Origin of the sequence: Rhodococcus sp. 05-2255-3B1 (genome assembly GCF_002258545.1) — a bacterium.
Classification (GTDB): Bacteria; Actinomycetota; Actinomycetes; order Mycobacteriales; family Mycobacteriaceae; genus Rhodococcoides.
The window spans coordinates 378,999-401,899 of sequence record NZ_NOZC01000027.1 but is presented as its reverse complement, the minus strand read 5'-3'; the positions used below and the strand labels follow the sequence as shown (position 1 = coordinate 401,899).

Below are 22,901 nucleotides of genomic sequence, written 5' to 3'. Positions count from 1 at the left end.
GCCCATGTCGACGTAGCCGAAGGCCGAGCCAGGTCGATCGGGGTTGACGTTGAGACAGATTCCGGTCTTGCGCTCCTTGCAGTTTCGACACCGCCCGCAGGCGATGTTGAACGGAACCGAGCAGATGTCCCCCACCTTCAGGAACTCGACGTCGCGTCCGACCTCGACGATTTCGCCGGTGATCTCGTGGCCGAGCACCAGCCCCTCGGGCGCGGTCGTGCGCCCACGAACCATGTGCTGGTCACTGCCGCAGATGTTGGTCGAGACGACCTTCAGAATCACTCCGTGCTCGCACTTGCGTCCGACGTTGGCCGGATTCACGCCAGGGCCGTCGGTCAACTCCAGGCCCGGAAAAGCGATGTCCTGCACCTCTACCTTGCCCGGTCCTGCGTACGTTACTGCTCTGTTGTCTGCCATGAGTTCTCCTCTTCGGTGAGTGAGTTGCGCGACCGGCGGGCCGAGATCATCGAACTGATCGCGCATGTGGCCCGCATCACACCAGTATGCACAGGCGCGCATGCGATCGCTGCGAGTAACTCCGATCCGGACATAGGCGGCAAGGACCACCCGAGACGAACGCATCGTGTCGGATCCGCCCACTTCGCGGTGCAGGCACTTGACTCGACAGGATGTTAGCGCTCACACTGTGTTGCACACGTCACAGTCGGTGACCCACGAAGGAGATCTGAATGCCGGTTGACCGATACACGGTTGGGGTCGACTTCGGCACCCTGTCCGGACGCGCCGTCGTCGTTCGGGTGTCCGACGGCACCGAAATCGCCTCGGCAGTACATGATTACCGACACGCAGTGCTCGAGGAGACGCTGCCCGACGGCACGGTCCGATTGCCCGACGCATGGGCCCTGCAGGTACCGGACGACTATCGAGACGTTCTGCGTCGTGCAGTACCCGCCGCGCTGGCCGCTGCGGGCATCGAGGCCGAGCAGGTGGTCGGCATCGCCACCGACTTCACCGCGTGCACCATGGTGCCCACCTACGCCGACGGCACTCCGCTGTGCGAAGATCCGCGCTTCGCCGATCGACCGCACTCGTACGTGAAATTGTGGAAACACCATGCGGCACAGGGGCAGGCGGACCGCATCAACGAACTCGCCGCGCGTCGCGGCGAGAGTTGGCTGCCTCGTTACGGCGGACTGATCTCCTCGGAATGGGAGTTCGCCAAGGCACTGCAGATTCACGAGGAAGATTCCGAGATCTACGACGCGATGGACCGATGGGTCGAAGCCGCCGATTGGATCGTGTGGCAACTGTGCGGACACTACGTACGCAACGCCTGTACCGCCGGTTACAAGGGCATCTATCAGGACGGGCACTACCCGTCCGTGGACTTCCTCACCGAACTGGCACCGGGCTTCGGTTCCTTCGTCGCCGACAAGCTCGATCAGCCTTTGGGCGAGTTGGGTTCTCGTGCAGGTACGTTGACCGCCGAGGCTGCGCGATGGACCGGACTTCCCGAGGGCATAGCCGTCGCCGTCGGCAACGTCGATGCGCACGTGACGGCACCCGCGGCCGGAGCGGTGGAACCGGGCCGAATGGTCGCCATCATGGGGACCTCGACCTGCCACGTGATGAGCTCGACCGTCCTGAAGGAAGTTCCCGGCATGTGCGGGGTGGTGGACGGCGGAATCGTCGCCGGATCGTTCGGCTACGAGGCAGGGCAGAGCGGCGTCGGCGACATTTTCGGATGGTTCACGCGCACATCGGTTCCCGCGGCGTACAGCGAGGCGGCTGCTGCGGCAGGTGAGTCGGTGCACGAGCACCTGACCCGCCTCGCGCAGGCGCAGGACGTGGGCGAGCACGGACTCGTCGCGCTCGATTGGCACAGCGGGAACCGGTCGGTTCTGGTCGATCACGAGCTCTCCGGCCTGGTCGTCGGGACCACGCTGGCCACGCGTCCCGAGGACACCTACCGTGCGCTGCTCGAAGCAACCGCATTCGGAACCCGCGTCATCGTGGAAACCTTCCGCAACAGTGGCGTCCCGGTCGAGGAGTTCGTCGTCGCCGGCGGGTTGGCACGCAACGCGCTGCTCATGCAGATCTACGCCGATGTGCTGCGAATGCCGTTGTCGGTCATCGCCTCCGCACAGGGACCTGCTCTGGGATCTGCCATCCACGCGGCGGTGGCGGCCGGGTGCTACCCGGACGTGCCCGTCGCCTCGAAGTCGATGGGCAAGGTACACCGGGCCGCTTTCGTGCCCGACGAATCGCGATCGAAAGCCTACGACTCCCTGTTCGAGATCTATCTGGAATTGCACGACCGGTTCGGCCGGGACGTGCCGACCATGCGCCGTCTGCGAGCACTGCGACGTGACGCGCTGACCCGAAGGGTGGATGCACGATGACCGTCGTCGACGACGTGCGCGAGGCCATCGAGCAGATCCGCCGCGACGTCTGCACCCTGCACGCCGAATTGATGCGGTACGGACTGGTCGTGTGGACGGCAGGCAACGTCTCGGCGCGGGTTCCGGGCCGGGATCTGATGGTCATCAAACCCAGTGGCGTCTCGTACGACGATCTCACGCCCGGCAACATGGTGGTGTGCGATCTGTACGGCAAGGTGGTCGAGGGTGACCATGCGCCGTCATCGGACACCGAAGCGCAGGCCTACGTCTACCGACACCTCGATCACATCGGCGGTGTGGTGCACACACATTCGCCGTACGCGGTAGCGTGGGCGGCCCGAGGAGAACCGATTCCCGTGGTGACCACGATGTGCGCGGACGAGTTCGGCGGAGACATCCCGGTCGGACCCTTCGCCACGATCGGCGACGACTCGATCGGACGCGGCATCGTCGACACCCTCGCGGACAGTCGATCTCCCGCCGTGCTGATGCAGAACCACGGTGTGTTCGCGGTGGGACCCACCGCTCGATCGGCGGTGAAGGCGGCTGTCATGTGCGAGGACGTCGCGCGATCGGTACATCTGTCCTACCAACTGGGACAGCCACTTCGCATTCCGAGCGCATCGGTCGACGCGCTCTACGACCGCTATCAGAACGTCTACGGCCAGCGCTGACCGGCGCGCCGAATCTTCTCTCCACGGAGGTACTCCCATGTCCGAAGTATGGTTTCTCACCGGTAGTCAAAGCCTCTACGGGCCCGAGACCCTCGAACAAGTCGCAGCCCAGTCTCGCGAGATCGCGGACAAACTCGATGCGGCACTTCCTGTCTCGGTGGTCTGGAAGCCGGTTCTGCTCGACGCGTCGTCCATCCTCGGCACCATGCGCGAGGCCAATGCCGCCGATGAATGCGTGGGCGTGGTGACGTGGATGCACACCTTCTCCCCCGCCAAGATGTGGATTGCCGGCCTCGATGCGTTGGACGTTCCGCTGCTGCACCTGCATACGCAGGCGGGAATGTCGTTGCCCTGGTCCACGATCGACATGGAGTTCATGAACCTCAATCAGGCCGCCCACGGTGATCGCGAGTTCGGGCACGTCGAGTCCCGGGTGGGGGTTCTGCGCACGATCGTGGCGGGCCACGTCGACAATCCCGCGGTTGTGGAGCGTGCGGAGCAGTGGGTGCGAGCGGCCCTCGGCCGAGCGGAGCTGAGGTCACTGCGCCTGGCACGTTTCGGCGACAACATGCGCGACGTCGCAGTGACGGAAGGCGACAAGGTCGAAGCGCAGTTGCGATTCGGAGTCTCCGTCAACACCTACGGCGTCAACGATCTGGTCGAGGTGGTGGACGGAGTGAGCGACTCGGCGATCTCGGACCTGATCGACGAATACCGCTCGTCCTACGACATCGCACCGAGCCTCGACAAGGGCGGTGACCGCCACGAATCCCTCCGCTACGGTGCTCGTGTCGAAGCCGGGCTGCGGCAGTTCCTGACCGACGGCGGATTCAAGGCCTTCACCACCAACTTCGAGGATCTCGGCGGACTTCGTCAGTTGCCCGGGCTCGCAGTGCAGCGCCTCATGGCCGACGGATACGGCTTCGGCGGCGAGGGTGACTGGAAGACCTCGATGTTGTTGCGCGGCATGAAGGTGATGGCCGAGGGACTCGACGGTGGAACGTCGTTCATGGAGGACTACACCTACAACCTCGTTCCCGGTGCGGAGAAGATCCTCGGCGCACACATGCTCGAGGTGTGCCCGTCGATCACCGCCTCGCGGCCCACCCTGGAGATCCATCCACTGTCCATCGGTGGCCGCGAAGACCCGGTGCGACTGCGATTCACCGCCGATCCAGGACCCGGCGTAGTCGTCGGACTCTCGGATGTCGGTGAACGATTCAGATTGACAGCCAACGTGATCGACGTCGTCGAGCCCGACGAGGCGCTGCCGAAACTACCCGTGGCGTGCGCTGTGTGGGAACCGCAGCCCTCACTCGCGGTGTCGGCGGAATCCTGGCTGACGGCCGGTGCGCCCCACCACACGGTTCTGAGCACCGCCATCGGTCTGCCTGTGCTGGAGGCATTCTCGGACATGATCGGCGTCGAACTGCTCACCATCGATGCGGGCACCACCACGCGTGGATTCCAACAGACACTGCGATGGAACGCGGCGTATCACCGACTCGCAGCGAGGTTGTGAGGTCGGCGATCATCCATGTCGTCTGCGATATTCCTGTTCGGCTCCGGGGTGGAGGGGGATGCTGCCGGTCATGACCAGCGACCGCGCATCGAGAAATTGGCTGCCGATCGCCTGGCTGGGAACCAGCCCGGACGACTGATCGAGAAGCACACCCACCAGTGCAGCGACAACGCGGTCCGGCACGTCCGGATGTGCCAGGAGAAGATTCGGAATGCCCACGGAGGTCACCTCCGGATGTTCGCCGTACACGTTTGCCGGTACCAGCACAGCCTCGTATGCGGTACCGAATTCGCGTCTGAGATCAGCGACGACGGTACCCAGATCGAGTAGACGAATCGCGGCTCGAGGCTGGGCAAATGCCGGTGTCGGCAACCCGCCCGCCCACATCACGGCGTCGACTTCGTTGGCCGTCAGGGCATCTGCCGCTGAGCTCATCGAGAGCTGAACCTGTTCGACAGCACCGTCTTCCGAAACACCCGCTGCACGGAGGACTCGCTGAGATACTTCGGTGGCACCGGATCCCGGGGCACCGATGCTCACGTTTCGTCCTCGCAGATCGTCCACGGACTCGATAGTCGAGTCTGCTCGCACGGCCACTTGGAAGTAGTTCTCGTAGACGCACCCGACTGCCGCCAGCTCTCCGCTCGGATGACTGTAAGCAGCGTCCATGAGCGTCAGTGCCAGCTCGGCCTGCCGAGAACCCAATGCCTCGAGGTTGTCGACGGAGCCGGCAGAGGTGAGCGGAACGATCTGTGCTAAAGCGGTTTTCGCGACAGATTCGGACAGCAGTCCGGCGAACTCCCAGAAGAAGCCACCGACCTCGCCTGCAGCGAGGCGCAGCTGCATCGGCGGATCCGAGGCGCAGGCACCCGCGAAAGCAGCGCTCAGTGCCAACAGACCGGCCTGCAGCGCCGTTCTACGCGAGAACGACGCTGCATGCTCGGCCATGTCAGTCACTGTAGGGCGTCACAGGTCACTGGAACGCTCGACCCTGCTCTCGGTCGAGTACGGTCTCGGACTTGTTGCGCAGTACGAAGATGTACACAAGCAGCGAGATGGCGATCACGACCGTCACGTAGAGGATGAACCAACCCACGTGCCCGCCGTTCTTCGCGGCTTGGTAGATCAATGGTGCTGTGCCGCCGAAGGCCGAGTTGGCGAGCGCGTATCCCAAGCCGACGCCGAGTGCGCGGACGTGAGAGGGGAACAGCTCTGCTTTGACGATCGCATTGATCGAGGTGTAGCCGGTGAGGATGACGTAGCCGACGCACACCAGGGCGAGCGACTGCACCACCGACGTCGCCGTCGGCAGGTACGTGATGAGTACGTAGGTGTACAGCACGCCTCCGATACCGAAGAAGACGAGCAGCGGCTTGCGGCCCACCTTGTCGCTGATCATTCCGCCGATGGGCTGCAGCAGCATGAGGAAGACCAGGCCGGCGAGGTTGATCCAGGTACCGGTCATCCCCCGGTCCTCGTACGCGGTCTTGACCATCGAGGGTGCGTTGACGCTGTAGGTGTAGAACGCAATGGTGCCACCGGCCGTCACCATGAAGCAGATCAGCAACGCCCGCCAGTGATTGGCGACCAATTCCTTCAAGGAACCGGAGGCTTTGTCCGCACCGCTGCGAACGGCGTCGAGTCGATCCTCGGTCAAGGATTCGTCCATGCTGCGGCGCAGCCAGAAGACCACCACTGCCGCGACTCCGCCGATGAAGAAGGCTATGCGCCAACCGAAGTCCTCGATCTGTTCGCGCTCGAGGAACACCTGCATCAGCAGCAGAGTCACCTGTGCGAGCACATGCCCACCGACGAGGGTGACGTATTGGAACGACGAGAAGAATCCTCGACGCTCGCGCGTGGCGGCCTCGGACATGTACGTCGCCGACGCACCGTACTCACCACCGGTGGCGAAGCCCTGAACCAGCCGGCACAGGATCAGGATCACGGCGGCCCATACGCCGATGCTCTCCCGTCCGGGAGTGAGCGCGATGACCAGCGAGCACGCCGCCATCATCGAGACGCTGAACGTCAGTGCAGCCCTGCGCCCGTTGCGGTCCGCGTAGCGGCCGAAGAACCACGACCCGACCGGTCGCATCAAGAACGTGACCGCAAAGATCCCGTACACGTAGATGGTGGAGTTCTTGTCGGCGGAGTCGAAGAACTGATTCTCGAAATACGTCGCGAAGACGGTGTAGACGTACACGTCGTACCACTCGACCAGATTTCCGGACGACCCCCGCAGCGTGTTGAAGACGGCACGGCGGGTGGCAGCGCGAGAGGAAACGGGTGGACTCGGGAGCGTCGAACCGGTGATCGAGGTGGCCTCGTTGGCCATGGTTTGGTCCTTCCACATTCAGCGGACAATTGGGCTGCCGGTCAACGATCGGCAACCGAAGCCTCCCTACTGTGACGGCAAGCACAGCCCGGAACCAAGCCGTTTCGGAATTCCTAACACTCCCTTAGGAAACGACTTTCGGAAGGCGCAGTTCGATCCGCAGTCCCACTGGCCGACGCTCCATGACCCGAAGGGATCCGCCGGCTCGCTCGGTCAGGGCGTGGACGATCGACAGACCCAGACCGGTACCGTCGCCGTGCGAACCGGACGCTCGATAGAACCGATCGACGACCTTGCCGAGTTCGTCAGTGGGCACGCCCGGTCCGTTGTCGGACAACCACATCGTGACGTCCGCATCACTGCTTCGATAGTCGATCTCGATGCCGGAGCCGGAGCCGGCGTACTTGGTTGCATTGCTCAGCAGAGCGTCGAGAATTCGAGTCAGGTCGTCCTCCGACATCGCAACGCGACAATCCGCATCGGCAGCCGGCTCCGAGACGTGAACGGTCATTCCCGCCACGACTATCGTGCTGAACCAGAATTCGACTCGATCTGCGACAACCGCACCGAGATCGCAGCCGGGAGACCGGGTGCTCGCCGGGGTTTCGGCAGCTGCGAGAACGAGCAGACCTTCCACCACGGAGCTCAAACGATCCACCTCGAGTGTGGTCCGCCGGTGCGCATCGGTCGCCGAATCCGGCACCCGCATTCCCAGCACGTCCATCCGAATTCGCAATGCTGCCAGTGGGTTCCGGAGAGCGTGGGCGGTGTCGGCCACCAATCGACGTTGCGCAGCGGTGGCGGCCTCGACGTCGTCGGCCATGGCCTCGAAGGCACTGGACAGCTCACGCACCTCCGGTGGCCCGACGTAGGGCACCGGCTCGAGTCGGTGCGACCCCTCGACCGACACCTGATCGTGGAACTTGTCGCCGAACGAATGGACTCGCGAGGACAATGCGCACAGCGGACGAACGACCCAGCGTGACAACGCAACAGCGATCACCGCGACCGTCGCGAGGATCAGCATGGCACCGACAGCGATGACCACCCAGGCAATCGCGACGTCCCTGCGCGCAGAATCGGTGGACGCCTCTAGCACCACTGCGCCGTCCACTTGCGTTCCCCCACCGACCGGGGCGGCAATCAACACCGAGGAATCCGACCACGGCGTCAGACTCGACGGTAGGTCGCCGCGCTGATTGCGCAGCGCTCCTGCCACCGACTGCTGGACGTCGACACGCTGCACGTCCAGGCCTGATTCCGCCCGCACCCCTCCGGTGCGATCGACGACGGCAACTCCCTCGTCGTACAGACTGTTGTAGCGCTGCACCGATTCTCGGATACGGGCTACACCGGATTCGTCTTCTCGCGAGCTGAGTTCCGCAAAGAACGATGCTGCGGCGGCCCGATTCTCGCCGAATCGTTGGGCTCGTTCGCGACCGACCAACAGCGCGAGGGGAACCGACAGAGCAAGCACGACCACGGTGGAGTAGATCATCAACACCAAAAGGACACGCCGCCGCACGTCAGGTATCCCAGCGGTAGCCGAAGCCGCGGATCGTGACGATGGCACCCGGGCGAGAAAGCTTGGAACGCAACGCCGTCATGTGTACGTCGAGCGTTCGTGAGATCGCGACGTAGGCGTCACCCCAGATGGCGTCCATCAACTGTTCCCGGCTCACTGCTTCACCGCGTCGCGTCACGAGATGAGCCAACAGGTCGAACTCCTTGGTGGTCAGCGCAACAGCGCGTCCGCCGACTTCGACGGCACGGCCGGAGAGATCGACGACGATGTCACCGAGCGTCAGCCTGTCGGCCGTGGGTTCGGTGGCCGCGCTTCGGCGATGCGCGGCCACCTCGAGTCTCGCGTGCAATTCACCCAATCGAGCCGGCTTGACGACGTAGTCGTCGGCACCGCCGCGCAGGGCCCGCACCACCGAGCGCTCGTCGTCTCGCGCCGTCAGCACCACCACCGGAACCGAACTCAGCGTCCTGAGCTTTCGAAGAACGTCGAGGCCATCCATGTCGGGCAGTCCGAGATCCAGCAGCACGACATCCATCTCGTGATAGCCGAGCAGGGCGTCGGCACCGCGGCGCATGCGGACAGGCGTGTGCCCCACCTCGGTCAACGCGTCCACCAACGCATCACCGAGTCCGTCGTCGTCCTCCACCACAGCTATTCGCATCGAACTCAAGATAGGCCACTGGACGCGCGCGGACGTGACTGTTCACCATCGGGTGTCATCCGCGGGATGCCGCCGGTGAGTGACGGTAGTGGACGCACGGCTGCGGCCCGTGGGAGCACCCAGTTCGTCAGGCAGGTGTGCTTGCGCGAAGGCCGGGTGCCAGAGCGATATCGATGACTTGCTCGAGCGTCAGTACACCCTTGGCGTTCACATCGATTCGGGTGCCGTCGATCGCGCTCGCAACGACGCGAGTCGTGTGCGTGCTGTCCTGGATGTCGAGCACAGTTCCGTCTGATTGCGTCGACCGCTGGTCGACGAAGCCCGCGAAGCACGGACCAGCGGGCTGATCGGACAATCCGACGGTGACTGTCAGCGTGCCGGTCCGGTTGCCGACGGTGACCGTTCCGAGCGCGTCGGCCTCGCCGTCGAGCGACTGCCGTACTGCGCCCGCGTCGAAGCCGAAGGTCGGTGCGAACGGTTCGGGTTCGACGGTCGCTCCGGTGGGAAGTGTCGCGATCAGGGCATCGGTCATCGACTGTGCTTTGGAGTCGAATCTCCACGGCACTTCGGAGTTGTCGGCGTCGCCCTCGATGGCGAATGCGTAGTTCACTCGCACCGAGTCCTCGGGCTGAACGACCTCCGCGCAACCTGGAATCGTGATCGGGTCGGGCTGCGGTTCGTGCAGCAGTCCGGCAACAACCGTGCCGACAGCAACAATCCCGACGATCACTGCAACCGTCGACCATACCGAGCCCCGTACGCCTGTCGATGTCATACGGTCCTTGTCATTTTCGGAACGATGCGTGTCGCGGGGTGTAATTCTGTGCTCACTGGGGCACACCCACATTGTCCAACCTATGGCGACTCCTCGCCCCGACCCTGTGGAGACTTCATGACAATGCCGACCGACGCAAGCGATGCAGTTCCGTCCGAAGGCAGCAACGACGGCCCACGCGAGCACACCGCCGAAACAGACGCGGTCGAGGGCGCACACGTGGACGACGAGAACGTGCCACACCCTCCCGAGAACGGAAACGTGCAGAACTGAACCGCGAGTCGACGGCATGATCGGTACGTGATCACGAACCCGTCCGTCGAACAGTTCCGCAGGTTGGCGCAGTCGTCACCGTGGCGGTGGAAGACCGTCGAGTTCGAGCTCCTACCTTCTCGCCACACACTGCCGGTTCACGCATGGATTCGTCGTCCTGGAAATATGCGCGTGGAGGACGCCAAGGGCAAGGTTGTCGAAAGAGTGTGCGCTGGCGTGCCGTTCGCCGACACGGTCGTGCAGTACTCGAACGGTGCATGTAGTCCGGCGGAGGGGCGTTGGCCGTCGGACACTTCACCGACGTTCGACTCCGACGGCCTAGTGTCTGCTCTACCGTCCATCACCGATTCATGGCTCGTGGATTACGACGATCCGTTCTACGAGAACTACCAGTGGATCGCCATGCTCAACCCGATCGAACTCACCCGCTCTGCTCACGATCATTCGTCCACCGAGACGGTGACGGAATTGTCCGAGGTGAGGGCCGTCGAGCATCACGGCCGACCGGCCTGGCAGGCGACTGTCGTCACGACGAACCGATACGACGCCCGATGCGAGTGCTGTGCTCTGCTGAGCGGGCGCTACGACTTCGAGGCGGACCACTGGGTCCCGGGACCACCGGAAACCGTGCGACTGGACGTCCAAACCGGCATCTGCGCCTACGTCGGCTCTCCTGGCGACGGATCGACCACAGCACCGGACCTCGACCTGGCGATCATCGCCGTCGACGCTCGGATGGACGACCATCTGTTCACGGGCGGTGGCCGCGCGGAAGAAAGAACCTGACCGGTGGCCGGACTCGAGCTCGAATTGCACGGCCGGCTTGCCCGAGTTCGACTCGTGGACAACGAAGTCGCGGCAAACGCGCGCGCATTCGCCAGGCGCGCGCAAGTTCGTCGACGATTCCGCGAGCATTCGGCGAACGCGCGCGCTTTTGCGGCGAACAGGGAGAAGCTCGGCCACCCGAGCGAACGCGCGCGCGTTTGCGGAGAGCTCTAGGTTCGGCGCAACGGAATGATGCTGCGAACCCGCTCGTCCCGTAGGTACAGCGCTCCCCACGCCGCAATACCCACGTAAATCGCAAAGAACACCGTGCTCAGCAGCGGCTTCTCGACACGCCAATTGGTCAGCACCGCACCGCCGAGATAGCCGGTGAGCACGATGGCACCCAGAATCGACGTCACGGGAACGGCGTAGAGAACCAAGATGACGAGCATGACGATGCCGGTGATCGGCGCCATCTCGTCGCGCAGGCCGAGGTCGACCGACGCGTCCTTCACTACCTGCAGATTCAGAATGTGGCTGATCGCGTCGAACAGAAGAAAGACGATCACGAGGATCTGTAGAACGAGGCCGATCCGCGGGGCGATCTTCCCCGGTGCCGGGGTGTGGGTGGTGGTCATGGCTGTCTCCTCGGTAGCGGTAGATGTCACGTGTTGGACCCGGGCCAACCGCAAAAGTCATCGCCCGCGCCCCAGTCAGTAAGGTCGAGGGATGACTGTGCGAGCAGGTGTGGTGGTCACGGGAACCGAAGTTCTGGCCGGTCGCGTCACAGACCGGAACGGCCCGTGGGTGGCCCAGCGACTTCTGGAGATGGGGGTCGACGTCGCACACATCACCGTCTGCGGTGATCGGCCGGACGATCTGACGGCGCAGGTTCGGTTCCTGGCCGATCAACGCGTCGACTTGATCGTCACCACCGGCGGTTTGGGTCCGACTGCCGACGACCTCACCGTCCCGACCGTCGCCGCGCTGTACGGTCGCGAATTGACACTGGACACCGAGCTCGAAGATCGCATCCACGCGATCGTGCAGCGGTGGCGAAGCCGAATGAGTTCTGCAGCCGACTCCGAGCCGCTGCGCGCCGGTATCCGAAAGCAGGCGATGGTTCCCCTCGGCGCGCAGTCGATTTCACCGACCGGAACCGCACCCGGGGTCGCGATACCCGCCGACGACGCCAGATCACTGCCCGCCGTCCTCATCCTGCCCGGCCCACCTCGCGAACTGCAGGCGATGTGGCCGGAGGCACTCGACAGCGCACCCGTCGCCGAGGTTCTCGCACGCCGCACGCACATGCGTCAGGACACCATTCGCGGCTATCGACTGTCCGAGGCCGACCTCGCCGCAACGCTGCGGACAGCCGAAAGCGAGATCACGGGATTCGACGATCTCGAGATCACCACCTGTCTGAGCCTCGGCGAGCTCGAAATGGTGACCCGCTATACCGAGTCGGCGAGAACTGCCTACGCCGATCTCGAACGTCTCATCGAAAAAATCCATGGCACACAGGTCTTTTCGACCGACGGTTCCACAATCGACGACATCGTGGCACACCGTCTGTCCGGGCATCGCATCGCCACGGCAGAATCGTGCACCGGAGGGATGATCGCCGCACGTCTCACCGATCGCGCAGGATCGTCGGCGTACGTCATCGGCGCGGTGGTGTCCTACGCCAACGAGGCCAAGACCGGCCTGCTCGACGTCCCCGCAGAGGTCATCGAGCAACACGGAGCCGTGAGCGAGCCGGTGGCTGCGCTGATGGCCGAGGGAGCGCTGAACCGACTGAATGTCGACATCGCGGTATCGACCAGTGGCGTCGCAGGCCCGGGCGGGGGCACCGAGGCAAAACCGGTCGGCACCGTCTGTTTTGCCATCGCCTCCACCGGCCAACCGACTGTCACCCGCACCCTTCATCTCCCCGGCGACCGGGCAAGTGTGCGTGCACTGTCCACCACCGCGGCAATGCACATGCTCGCCGACGCATTGGAGCCGGCGACCGACGCCTGAAGCATGCTGCGCACTGCCGTCTAGTTAGGTTCGGCATTCCTTATATAGACTCCGTCGGTGCTCAGCGAGATGACCTACCTCGACCGCCCCGGCGTGCGCTTCGCGCGCGACCTCGGCCGCTTCGGTGACGCCCCCGCTCTGATCACGACCGACGAGACGCTCACCTACCGTGACCTCGACGAACGCGTCGAGCATCGGGCATCGGAACTCGGAACGACGCGTCGTCTCGTGGTGATCGCCGGTTCCAACGACGTCGACGTTCTCGTCACGTATCTGGCGGCGCTGCGGGCCGGGCATCCGGTGCTGATGGCTCCAGGCGAGAATCCCGCCCACTTCGACGGCCTGATCGACGCCTACCGGCCCGATGTGGTGGTGCGCACCCTCGACGGCCGCAGCGTCGTCGACAAGGACGACCGACGGCCCGCGCGCCACCTGCACCCCGACCTCGCGTTGCTTCTGAGCACGTCCGGCTCCACCGGTTCACCCAAACTCGTCCGACTCTCACACCGAAACGTGCAGTCCAACGCCGAGTCGATCGCCGAATATCTCGGCATCCGCGGCACCGACCGAGCAGTGACGACCCTGCCCATGCACTACTGCTACGGATTGTCGGTCGTGCACAGCCACCTCCTACGCGGTGCCGCGTTGATTCTGACCGATTCGTCCGTCACCGATCCCGACTTCTGGACCCTCGTGCGGACTCAGCGCGGAACGACGTTCGCGGGTGTGCCGTACACCTTCGATCTGCTCGACCGGATGGGGTTCGATCAGCTGGATCTGCCCGATCTGCGCTACATCACGCAGGCCGGCGGCAAGATGCCGCCGGACCGCGTCCGAAAATACGCAGAGCTCGGTCGACGTCGGGGATGGGACCTCTTCGTCATGTACGGGCAGACCGAGGCAACGGCCCGAATGGCCTATCTGCCATCCGATCTGGCCGTCACTCACCCACACACCATCGGCCGTCCGATTCCCGGGGGAGCCTTCCGACTGGAGACGGTCGACGACTGTCCCAGTGGGACAGGCGAACTCGTCTACTCGGGGCCGAACGTCATGCTCGGCTACGCCGAGAGTCCCGACGACCTTCGCCTCGGTGACACCCTCGCCGGCGAACTGCACACCGGCGATCTCGCGCGACTCACGGACGACGGATTCTACGAGGTGGTGGGCCGCCGAAGTCGATTCGCGAAGGTCTTCGGCCTGCGTATCGACCTGCAGCGCGTCGAGTCAGCGCTCGCGCAACATGGGTTCACGGCATGCTGCGCCGGTGGTGTCGACGAGCTGGTCGTCGTCATGGAGGGCGGAGACATCGACGCCGTCCGCCGCACAGCCGCGGACACCAGTGGTCTTCCCGCTGCAGCGGTTCGGGTGTGTCTCGTCGACCGAGTGCCGCGAACGCCCACCGGCAAACCCGATCTGCGAGCGGTGGCGGACATCGCTGCCCGGCAGGATCTCGTCACATCGGACACCGTCCCACCTACCGCCGATGTGAAGGCTCTGTTCGCCGAGATCCTGCACTGCTCACAGGTGGAGGACGACAGCACGTTCGTGAGTCTCGGCGGTGACTCGCTGTCGTACGTCCGAATGTCCCTGCGGCTGGAGGCCATGCTCGGCCATCTGCCCGAGAACTGGCACACCACACCGGTGCGAGACTTCGATCGAGGTCCGCGCTCACGCCGAGGCTGGCACCGAGTGGAGACGAACGTTCTACTGCGCGCCCTCGCGATCCTGCTGATCGTCGGCTCGCACATTCACCTGTTCGCGGTACTCGGCGGGGCTCACGTGCTACTCGGCATTGCTGGCTACAACTTCGCCCGCTTTCACCTCGGGGCCGCAGATCGCACCGAACGAACACGACGTGTGCTCCGAAGCGTCGCGCGGATAGCAATCCCCAGCATGGTGTGGATCGGACTCGTCATTGCCCTCACCGGGGACTATCGAATCACCAGTGCATTTCTGCTCAACGGGATCCTCGGCCCGGACGGGTGGTCCGCGGAATGGCGATACTGGTTCGTCGAGGCGATCGTGTACATCGTGCTCGCCGCTGCCGCGACACTGTCCGTTCCGTGGCTCGATCGGCTCGAACGTCGTCACGCGTTCTGGTTCCCGATGGGTCTCGTGGGCCTCGGACTCCTCACCCGGTACGGGCTGGTCGACATCGACGACAGCCCCAACCGCATCCTGACCGCGTCGGTGGTCTTCTGGTTGTTCGCGTTGGGTTGGGCTGCGGCGCAGGCAAATACGATTCGGCAACGACTGTGGGTGACGGTAGCCATCGCGGCCACGGTTCCCGGGTTCTTCTTCGGAGACACGCAACGAGAAATCATCGTCACCATCGGCCTGTGCATGGTGGTATGGCTGTCGTCGGTTCCGTTCCCCGCGTTGCTGGGCCGAGTGGCAGGAGTTCTGGCGAGCGCCTCCCTCTTCATCTACCTCACCCATTTCCAGGTCTATCTGCCGCTGCGCGACGACCATCCCTGGATGGCATTCGCCCTGTCGATCGTCGTCGGGATTCTGTACTGGCAGGCGGTCGAATTCGTATTCTCCCTCCGCCGTCGAATCGCGTCTCGGGTTCGACGATACGATCGGACCCCGCCGGTAGCACGAGGGCGGGCGCGTATTCTGACGTTCGACGACGAGGTCTGACGAGGGGTGCCTTTTCGGTACACCTCTCACCAGAGACTGTTTCGGCCCGGTCTGCCCATGTTGGATCGAGTCATGACAACTTCTGTAAAGGCATACGCCGCAACCGCAGCTGATCAGCCCCTGTCTCCTTCCACCATCGAGCGCCGCGATGTCGGACCGCACGACGTCCGGATCGACATCAAGTTCGCGGGAATCTGTCACTCCGACATACACACCGCACGAGGCGAGTGGGGCCCGGTGCCATACCCGCTGGTCGTCGGCCACGAAATCGCAGGAACAGTGGCCGAGGTCGGATCCGCCGTCACCAAGCACGCCGTCGGCGATCGAGTAGGAGTCGGCTGCATGGTCAACTCGTGTGGCGAATGCGCCCAGTGCGTCAAGGGACTCGAACAGTACTGCCTCGTCGGCAACATCCAGACCTACGGCGGCACCGACCGCGACGGCACGACCACCCAGGGCGGCTACTCCCAGCAGGTCGTCGTCACCGAACACTTCGTCGTCAAGATCCCCGACGGCATCGCGCTCGACGCCGCCGCACCCCTGCTGTGCGCCGGCATCACCACCTATTCACCCCTCCGCCACTGGGGAGCCGGACCCGGCAAGAAGGTCGCTATCGTCGGCATGGGCGGACTGGGCCACATGGCCGTCAAGATCGCCCACGCCATGGAAGCCGAGGTGACCGTGCTGTCGCAGTCGCTGAAGAAGCAAGAGGACGGACTCCGACTGGGAGCGGACCACTATTACGCAACCAGCGACCTCAATACGTTCGAGAAACTCGCGTCCACATTCGATCTGATCATCAACACCGTCAGCGCTTCGATCGACCTGAACGCCCACTTGTCTTTGCTCGCCGTCGACGGCGCAATGGTCAACGTCGGTGCTCCTGCGGAACCGCTTCCGGTGCAGATCTTCTCGCTCATCCCCCACCGCAGGACTTTTGCCGGCTCGGCCATCGGTTCGATCGCCGAAACTCAGGAAATGCTCGACTTCTGCGCCGAGCATCATCTCGGTGCCGACATCGAAGTGATCTCTGCCGACAAGATCAACGACGCGTGGGAGCGGGTGCTCGCCTCCGACGTTCGCTACCGCTTCGTCATCGATACCTCGACCCTGGTCTGATCACCGCAGGACAGGGCAGAACTAGCCCGCCGTTGCACGCACGCGATGTGCTGGCAACGGCGGTCTTTCTGCATCGGGATTCGGCCGGCCTGTCGTCCTGAAGGGTGTATCAGCAGGGCATCGCTCGATTCGTCGGACAGTCCTACCCTTGAACGCATGGACACCAAGGCCGAGGTGCGCGAGTTCCTCATGACGCGTCGAGCCAGGCTCACCCCGGATGCGGCCGGGATCACGGGCGGAGGCAACCGTCGCAGAGTCCCCGGACTACGACGAAGTGAAGTCGCAGCACTCGCAGGACTGTCCGTCGAGTACTACGCGCGCATCGAGCGCGGTGCCATCGGGGGTGCATCGGCGTCCGTACTCGACGCACTCTCGCGCGCACTACAACTCGACGACACCGAGCACACACACCTTCTCGACCTCGCCCGAGCCGTGGACGGCGTCCCGACCTCAGGACGTCCGCGACGGAAGGCTGCGCGCCCTGCAACTCAGAGGATCAGCCTCCAGTGGGCCCTCGACTCGATAACGGACGGAATTGCCTTCGTTCGCAATCAACGTCAAGACCTTTTGGCGACCAACGAACTCGCAAAAGCGTTCTATGCTCCGTTGATCGGGGACGGTGGACGAACACCCAATCTCGCCCGATTCCAGTTTCTGGATCCGTCGTCCAGAGAGTTCTACCCCGACTGGGATACCTTCGCAGAAATGTGCGTGGCCATCATGCGCGCCGAAGCAGGCCGCGACCCCCATGACAAAGGACTCCAAGACCTCGTCGGTGAACTCTCCACGCGCGACGAGACATTCCGAAAGTTGTGGGGTGCCCACAACGTTCGGACCCACGGGGCGGGCATGAAGCGCTTCAACCACCCGGTCGTCGGCGAGGTCCACCTCGCGTACGAGGCGCTTGCGATCACCGCTGATCCCGGATCCTTCCTCATGATCTATACCGCGGAGCCAGGCTCGCCGAGCGCGGAGCGCATTCGCCTCCTTGGATCATGGGCAGCAGAACATACAAAAGCGCAGACGTAGTTCGGTGCTTCGACTTGTCAGACTCCCGACCACGAGCGCACAATTTGGCACCATGGCATTGATCTCGAAGGGCTTCGTGGGCCGACGACGCGGCGACGACGGGCGCACTCCCCCCGGTCAGTACCTGACCAAGGACTTTCCCGTCCTCGCGATCGGGCCCGCGCCGGTGGTCGCGACCGACACGTGGTCCTTCTCGATCGCCACCGAACGCGGCGACACTCGCAGCTGGACCTGGGACGAATTCGCGGCACTTCCGCACGAGAGCCCGACCGTCGACATCCACTGCGTCACCAAGTGGTCGAAGCTCGATACGACGTGGAATGGCGTGAGCCTGGACGTTCTGTTGGACGGACTCGACACCGATGCCGGGTACGTCGTGGTGCACGGCTTCGACGGCTACACCACCAACCTCCCGCTCGAAGACCTCAGGGATGGGAAGGCCTGGCTGGTCACCGAGTTCGACGGCGCTCCCCTGGCTCGCGAACACGGCGGTCCCGCACGGCTTCTCGTTCCGCATCTGTACTTCTGGAAATCCGCGAAATGGATCTCACGCATCGAGCTCACGGTGGAGAACGAGCAAGGCTTCTGGGAGCGTGGTGGATACCACGACTACGGAGATCCGTGGCGCGAGCAGCGATACCAGGGCGACTGACGTGACATCGGCGGCCGGGGCGAAACCCTGGCTCGTTGCCACGGTGGCGGCCGTGCGGCGTGAGACACCCACTGCGTCCACCCTCGTTCTCGACGTCGACGGTTGGCCCGGCCACCTTGCCGGGCAGCATGTGGACGTCAAGCTCACCGCCGAGGACGGCTACAGCGCACAGCGAAGCTACTCCTTGGCGTCGGCACCCGACGGCACGTCGCGCATCGAGATCGCGGTGCAGAACGTCGCGGACGGCGAGGTGTCGCCCTACCTGGTCGACGTCGTCGAAGCCGGTGATCGCATCGAAATCCGCGGTCCGGTGGGCCGATGGTTCGTCTGGCGGCCGTCCCAGCCCTCCGAGAGACCGTCCCCGCCGATCCTGTTGGTGGGTGGCGGTTCCGGCATCGTCCCGCTCCGCGCGATGGTCCGCGCGCAGGCGTCCGCAACGGGTGGACGGGTGCCGTTCCGGGTGCTGTATTCGGTGCGCGAGCCCGCGGAGGTCTACTTCGCGGACGAGTGGGCTCGCCCTCCGGCGGGCGTGGACATCACCATGATCCACACGCGGCGCGCTCCTGCAGGTAACGCACGCCCCCTCGGCCGCATCACGATCGAAGACCTCGACGCCCACGGATGGCCGGCGGAGTTCGAACCACGCTGCTACATCTGCGGTCCCACGAGCTTCGTCGACACCGTGGCCGACATGCTGGTGGAGCGCGGCCACTCGGCCGCGAACATCCGAACGGAACGTTTCGGACCGAGCTGAAGGGCGATGAATCAGACGATGCCGCGGAGGAACTCGATCTTGAGGCGGCTGTAGTCGTCGGTCCACTGTGAATCAACCGACATGAACGAGTGGTCGAGTCTCGCCTGATTCTTGCTGTACAGGTTCAGGCGATTGGCGACGCCCATTCTGTCGAGCTGGGCGCTCAGTTCGGCTGCCTGGTCGGGAAAAGTCCCGGTGTTGCCGTCGGAGATGAAACTCGGTGGAAAGTCGGCGGTGACATTGTCGATGACGTTCGCCTCCGCCAGCAGTGCGGTGTCGGTGGTGTCGAGATAGCTTCGGGCGGCGATGTCGAAGAAGAAGCCGTTCGACGGGCTCGGTGATTGCGGTGCGCCCGCTCTAGCGACATCGAGGGCTGCACTCTCGAACACGATCGCCTTCAGAGCGCTTCGGTCCATGGTGGGTTCGATACCCAGTGCTCGCGCGTACTCGGAGTTGGTCTGCACGGTGGCGTAATTGCCCACGATGTGACCACCCGCGCTGGTTCCGGCGAGCACGACGCGATTCATGTCGAGTCCGTAACGGTCGGCGTTCGTTTCCAGGAACTGTATGGCCTGGCCCAGTTGTATTGTCTGCGTGGGGAATCGGTAACTCGGTGCGAACGCGTAGTTCACCGACACCACGTTGTAGCCGGCGTCGAGCATGGGGCCGGCCCACGACGCACCGCCGGAATCTGCGCTGGGAGCACCATCGGTTTTGTCGCCGACGATCCAGCCACCACCGTGAATCGTGATGTATGTGGGCCGGCTGACCGATGGATCGTTGTCGGCGATGTAGATGTCGAGGAACGAATTCGGAAGCGTCGAGCCGTATTCGACGTCGTTGGTGAGGCGCGCACCGTCGACCACTGTCGTCGCAGTCCGGGCGTCGGCCTCGAAGGAATTGCTCTGCCCCACTGCATGCAGGGATCGAATCAGCGGAGCCGGACTGGCCGCCGTGCCGACGACCACCGCCGAGACCAGCAATGCAACAGCTGAAGCGACGCCGACCGGGATTGCGGTGGCCACCCTCCGCCTGGAGGCCCTCGAACGGCCTGCCCATGCCGACGCGAGCATGAAGAAGCCGAGCGCCGTTGCCGCGGTCAAGGTCGTGACCCACAGTGCGTGAAGGCCCGTCACCAACCATGCCGCCTGAGCGACCACGACGACACCGCCGAGCGCGGTTCCCAGCGCGGCGGGCTTACCGGCGCAGGACACGCGCACCAGAGCGATCGACACGACAGCCACGGCGATGACCCACAATCCCACCGCGAGCTGCCGCCGGATGAGGACGAACTCGAGCCACGCGAGTACGACGCCGACGCCGCCGGTGGCCGCGAGCGCAGTCGTCATCGCTCTCGGACGACGCGCTGATCCGCCCTCGATGCCGTCCGGCACAGTCTTCCCCTCTTCGTTCGCGAGTGCGCTACCGAGCAGACGCGTGACGTTGCCTGTGCAGTTCGCGAACGGTGTCGCCGAACTCGGCCACCGGACCGTCCACAACTATGCCCGGCACGATTTGTTCGATGGGCGACGCCGTGATTGCCAGTGGTGCAGCACCGAATTCTTCGAGCCACGTGAGCAATTGAGCCGTCGATGTGGCGTAGACGATGCGACCGAGTCCGACGATTCCGTGGCTCGCAGCACACATCACGCAATGCTCACCGGAGGTGTAGACCGTCGAGGATCGACGCTGATCGGCGTCCAGGTTGGTCGCAGCCCACCGCGACAGTGCGATCTCGGGGTGCTGGGTGGGATCGTTCAGGTCGCCGACCCTGTTCCTGTCCTCGGCCAACACTTCACCACTGTCCGACACCAACAGCGAGCCGAACGGATCGTTGCCCGTTCGCACTGCGTCCGTTGCCAGATCCACGGCCCGGGCCAGGAATGCACGGTCGCTCGCGGAGATGTTCACACGGCACCGGTGCCGACGATCGACGTTTTCACGCCCTCGACCGTACCGTCTCGAAACGCACCGCCTGCTGGACCAGTAGTACAGCACCGCCGCTGGGTATGGTCGGCGGGTGAGCTTCTCGGTACGGCCTGCGACGTCGTTCGCGGACGTGCGTGCGATTCTCGGCCCGAAGAATCCGACCTCGTCGGTGTGTTGGTGCCTGAGTCACCGCATCGATTCCGCGACCAACAGGTCACTCGTCGGCCCGGAACGCGCCGCGTACGTCGAGAAGCTGACCCGTCGAAAAGTCGCGCCGGGCGTGCTGGCCTACGACGGAGACGAGGTAGTCGGCTGGGCTGCGGTTGCGCCACGCTCGGAGTTACCGTTCGCGCGGTCCAACAAGATTCCGCACTTCGACGATCTACCGGTCTGGACGGTCTGGTGCTTCCGAGTCAAGGCCGGACACCGCCGACGCGGGATTGCGCATGCGTTGCTGGACGGCGCGGTTCGGTTCGCAGCCGATCACGGCGCTCCCGCGATCGAGGGCTATCCGGTGGACAACAAGGGTGCGAAAGTCGACCTCACGATGGCCTACGTCGGCACCCGCGGGTTGTTCGAGTCGGCGGGCTTCGAGTTCGCAGCCGAGACGACGTCTGTATCCGGCGGTATCCCACGGGTGATCATGCGAAAAGATCTTCGCCGCTGAGGCCTACCTCCGCAGTGTCACCCGCCCCCGAAGGTCCGTCAGCGTCTGTGCACCCATCAACTGCATCGTCCGGGTTGCCTCCGATCGGAAGATGTCGAGGGCGGATGTCACACCTCTCTGTCCGCCGGCCATGAGCCCGTACAGATACGCGCGCCCCACCATCCCAGCCGTGGCTCCCAACCCCACCGCGGCTATCAGATCGGAACCGGTCGTTATTCCGGTGTCGACGTAGACCTCGACGCCGGACCCGACCGCATCGACCACCTCGGGGAGAAGTTCGAGAGGCGTCGGTGCGCGGTCCAGCTGGCGACCTCCGTGATTGGACACCACCAGCGCATCGGCGCCTGCGTCGACGACGTCACGCGCGTCGGCGACGTCCTGAATTCCCTTCACCACAAGCTTTCCCGGCCATTCGGAGCGCAACCATTCGAGATCGGCCAGCGTGAGTGCGGGGTCGAACATACTCTTGACCAGCTCACCGACGGTACCCTCGAAGGACGTCAGGTTTGCGAACTCGAGCGGTTGGGTGGTCAGCAGATTCAGCCACCAGCTGGGGTGCCGTGTCATGTCGGCCAGGGTTCGCACGTTCAGAGTCGGCGGGATCGTCATACCGTTGCGCACGTCGCGCAGACGGTTGCCGGGAACGGGTGTGTCCACGGTGAGAACGAGTACGTCGACCCCCGCCTGCGCCGCCCGTTCGACGAGGTCCCGGCTGGCCGCCCTGTCTTTCCACAGGTACAGCTGAAACCAGTTGGCACCGGTCGGTGCCGAACTCGTCACATCCTCGATCGTTGCGGTACCCATCGTCGAGAGCGCGTACGGCACACCGGCCGCCGCTGCCGCGCGTGCCACCGCAGTTTCGCCCTCGTGCTGCATCATTCTGGTGAAACCGGTGGGGGCAAGGATCAACGGTAGCGTCGCTGTCCGACCCAGAATCGACGTCGAGGTATCGACTGCGCTCACGTCTCGAAACACGTGCGGTCTGAACTCGATTCGTTCGTACGCCGCCCGAGCGCGCTCGATGCCGACCTCGCCCTCGGCACCGCCGGAGACGTACTCGAAGACCGAACGCGGGGTGCGCCGACGAGCGATCTCGGCGAGGTCACCGATGGTGTGCGCTCGGGAAAGACGCCTGTCGACGGGATCGCCTCTCGTCGCACGCATTTCGAGAAACGGTGCCACCTCTC

The 22,901-nt window shown here is 64.3% G+C and carries 22 protein-coding genes; 12 read left to right on the top strand and 10 right to left on the bottom strand.

The genetic code is table 11. From position 1 onward, the window contains the following. The coding region (locus tag CH249_RS16640; RefSeq protein ID WP_179274304.1) for an alcohol dehydrogenase catalytic domain-containing protein at positions 1-417 on the bottom strand (417 nt) is incomplete at its 3' end. 272 nt (positions 418-689) lie between these two features. Between CH249_RS16640 and araB the strand changes: the two genes are divergently transcribed. The 3 genes from araB to araA are packed head-to-tail and all read left to right on the top strand — an operon-like array spanning position 690 to position 4,559. Then, positions 690-2,363 carry a ribulokinase gene (araB, locus tag CH249_RS16635; RefSeq protein ID WP_032394819.1) on the top strand — a complete coding sequence of 558 codons (1,674 nt, stop codon included), beginning with the start codon at positions 690-692 and terminating at the stop codon, positions 2,361-2,363. Further along, positions 2,360-3,037, top strand: coding sequence for an L-ribulose-5-phosphate 4-epimerase (locus CH249_RS16630; RefSeq protein WP_045196143.1), 678 nt, complete (start codon positions 2,360-2,362; stop codon positions 3,035-3,037). Before araB ends, CH249_RS16630 begins: the two co-directional genes overlap by 4 nt. A 37-nt stretch (positions 3,038-3,074) precedes the next feature. After that, the gene (araA, locus tag CH249_RS16625) at positions 3,075-4,559 is read left to right on the top strand and encodes an L-arabinose isomerase (RefSeq protein WP_094645508.1); all 1,485 of its coding nucleotides are present in this window, start codon (positions 3,075-3,077) and stop codon (positions 4,557-4,559) included. A gap of 9 nt (positions 4,560-4,568) precedes the next feature. On the opposite strand, the gene CH249_RS16620 is transcribed toward araA, so the two are convergent. The 5 genes from CH249_RS16620 to CH249_RS16600 all read right to left on the bottom strand — a co-directional run bounded on the left by CH249_RS16620 (position 4,569) and on the right by CH249_RS16600 (position 9,858). Further along, positions 4,569-5,507, bottom strand: coding sequence for a TAXI family TRAP transporter solute-binding subunit (locus CH249_RS16620; protein WP_094658805.1), 939 nt, complete (start codon positions 5,505-5,507; stop codon positions 4,569-4,571). Between the two features lie 25 nt (positions 5,508-5,532). Then, entirely contained in the window at positions 5,533-6,897 is a 1,365-nt protein-coding gene (locus tag CH249_RS16615; protein ID WP_094683348.1) for an MFS transporter, read from the bottom strand. Between the two features lie 124 nt (positions 6,898-7,021). Then, positions 7,022-8,422 (bottom strand): HAMP domain-containing sensor histidine kinase, encoded by a 1,401-nt coding sequence (locus CH249_RS16610; RefSeq protein WP_256988351.1) that lies wholly within the window; start codon positions 8,420-8,422, stop codon positions 7,022-7,024. 1 nt (position 8,423) lies between these two features. Continuing rightward, positions 8,424-9,083 (bottom strand): response regulator transcription factor, encoded by a 660-nt coding sequence (locus CH249_RS16605; RefSeq protein WP_094683303.1) that lies wholly within the window; start codon positions 9,081-9,083, stop codon positions 8,424-8,426. Positions 9,084-9,210: 127 nt separating this feature from the next. Then, positions 9,211-9,858 carry a hypothetical protein gene (locus CH249_RS16600; protein ID WP_143544518.1) on the bottom strand — a complete coding sequence of 216 codons (648 nt, stop codon included), beginning with the start codon at positions 9,856-9,858 and terminating at the stop codon, positions 9,211-9,213. 117 nt (positions 9,859-9,975) lie between these two features. Here CH249_RS16600 and CH249_RS27995 point away from each other — a divergent pair, with 117 nt between their 5' ends. Continuing rightward, complete coding sequence (locus tag CH249_RS27995) at positions 9,976-10,131, top strand: hypothetical protein (protein WP_176459362.1); 156 nt, start codon at positions 9,976-9,978, stop codon at positions 10,129-10,131. A gap of 27 nt (positions 10,132-10,158) precedes the next feature. Continuing rightward, a complete protein-coding gene (locus tag CH249_RS16595) occupies positions 10,159-10,917 on the top strand; it encodes a hypothetical protein (protein ID WP_094683301.1) in 759 nt (252 codons plus the stop codon). 209 nt (positions 10,918-11,126) lie between these two features. Here the strand turns inward: CH249_RS16595 and CH249_RS16590 are convergent, their stop codons facing one another. Next, complete coding sequence (locus tag CH249_RS16590) at positions 11,127-11,534, bottom strand: DoxX family protein (protein WP_094683300.1); 408 nt, start codon at positions 11,532-11,534, stop codon at positions 11,127-11,129. A 91-nt stretch (positions 11,535-11,625) separates the two neighbouring features. On the opposite strand from CH249_RS16590, the gene CH249_RS16585 reads away from it, so the two are divergent. The 6 genes from CH249_RS16585 (at position 11,626) to CH249_RS16560 (ending at position 19,118) form a co-directional block, all read left to right on the top strand. Next, a complete protein-coding gene (locus CH249_RS16585) occupies positions 11,626-12,918 on the top strand; it encodes a competence/damage-inducible protein A (RefSeq protein WP_094683299.1) in 1,293 nt (430 codons plus the stop codon). Positions 12,919-12,987: 69 nt separating this feature from the next. Next, entirely contained in the window at positions 12,988-15,564 is a 2,577-nt protein-coding gene (locus CH249_RS16580; protein WP_094683346.1) for an AMP-binding protein, read from the top strand. Positions 15,565-15,636: 72 nt separating this feature from the next. Then, positions 15,637-16,683, top strand: a complete 1,047-nt coding sequence (locus tag CH249_RS16575; protein WP_094683298.1) for an NAD(P)-dependent alcohol dehydrogenase — start codon at positions 15,637-15,639, stop codon at positions 16,681-16,683. Between the two features lie 156 nt (positions 16,684-16,839). Further along, the gene (locus tag CH249_RS16570) at positions 16,840-17,712 is read left to right on the top strand and encodes a helix-turn-helix domain-containing protein (RefSeq protein ID WP_094645515.1); all 873 of its coding nucleotides are present in this window, start codon (positions 16,840-16,842) and stop codon (positions 17,710-17,712) included. 52 nt (positions 17,713-17,764) lie between these two features. Then, complete coding sequence (locus tag CH249_RS16565) at positions 17,765-18,364, top strand: sulfite oxidase-like oxidoreductase (protein WP_094683297.1); 600 nt, start codon at positions 17,765-17,767, stop codon at positions 18,362-18,364. A 1-nt stretch (position 18,365) separates the two neighbouring features. Further along, positions 18,366-19,118 (top strand): ferredoxin reductase, encoded by a 753-nt coding sequence (locus CH249_RS16560; protein ID WP_094645517.1) that lies wholly within the window; start codon positions 18,366-18,368, stop codon positions 19,116-19,118. A gap of 11 nt (positions 19,119-19,129) precedes the next feature. Here the strand turns inward: CH249_RS16560 and CH249_RS16555 are convergent, their stop codons facing one another. Both CH249_RS16555 and CH249_RS16550 read right to left on the bottom strand, forming a co-directional pair. Beyond that, positions 19,130-20,512, bottom strand: coding sequence for an alpha/beta hydrolase (locus tag CH249_RS16555; RefSeq protein ID WP_143544517.1), 1,383 nt, complete (start codon positions 20,510-20,512; stop codon positions 19,130-19,132). A gap of 28 nt (positions 20,513-20,540) precedes the next feature. Continuing rightward, the gene (locus CH249_RS16550) at positions 20,541-21,029 is read right to left on the bottom strand and encodes a nucleoside deaminase (RefSeq protein WP_045196162.1); all 489 of its coding nucleotides are present in this window, start codon (positions 21,027-21,029) and stop codon (positions 20,541-20,543) included. Positions 21,030-21,138: 109 nt separating this feature from the next. On the opposite strand from CH249_RS16550, the gene CH249_RS16545 reads away from it, so the two are divergent. Continuing rightward, on the top strand, positions 21,139-21,714 hold the full coding sequence (locus tag CH249_RS16545; RefSeq protein ID WP_094683295.1) for a GNAT family N-acetyltransferase: 576 nt from the start codon (positions 21,139-21,141) through the stop codon (positions 21,712-21,714). A gap of 3 nt (positions 21,715-21,717) precedes the next feature. On the opposite strand, the gene CH249_RS16540 is transcribed toward CH249_RS16545, so the two are convergent. Beyond that, a complete protein-coding gene (locus CH249_RS16540) occupies positions 21,718-22,878 on the bottom strand; it encodes an alpha-hydroxy acid oxidase (protein ID WP_256980310.1) in 1,161 nt (386 codons plus the stop codon). Positions 22,879-22,901: the final 23 nt, after the last annotated feature.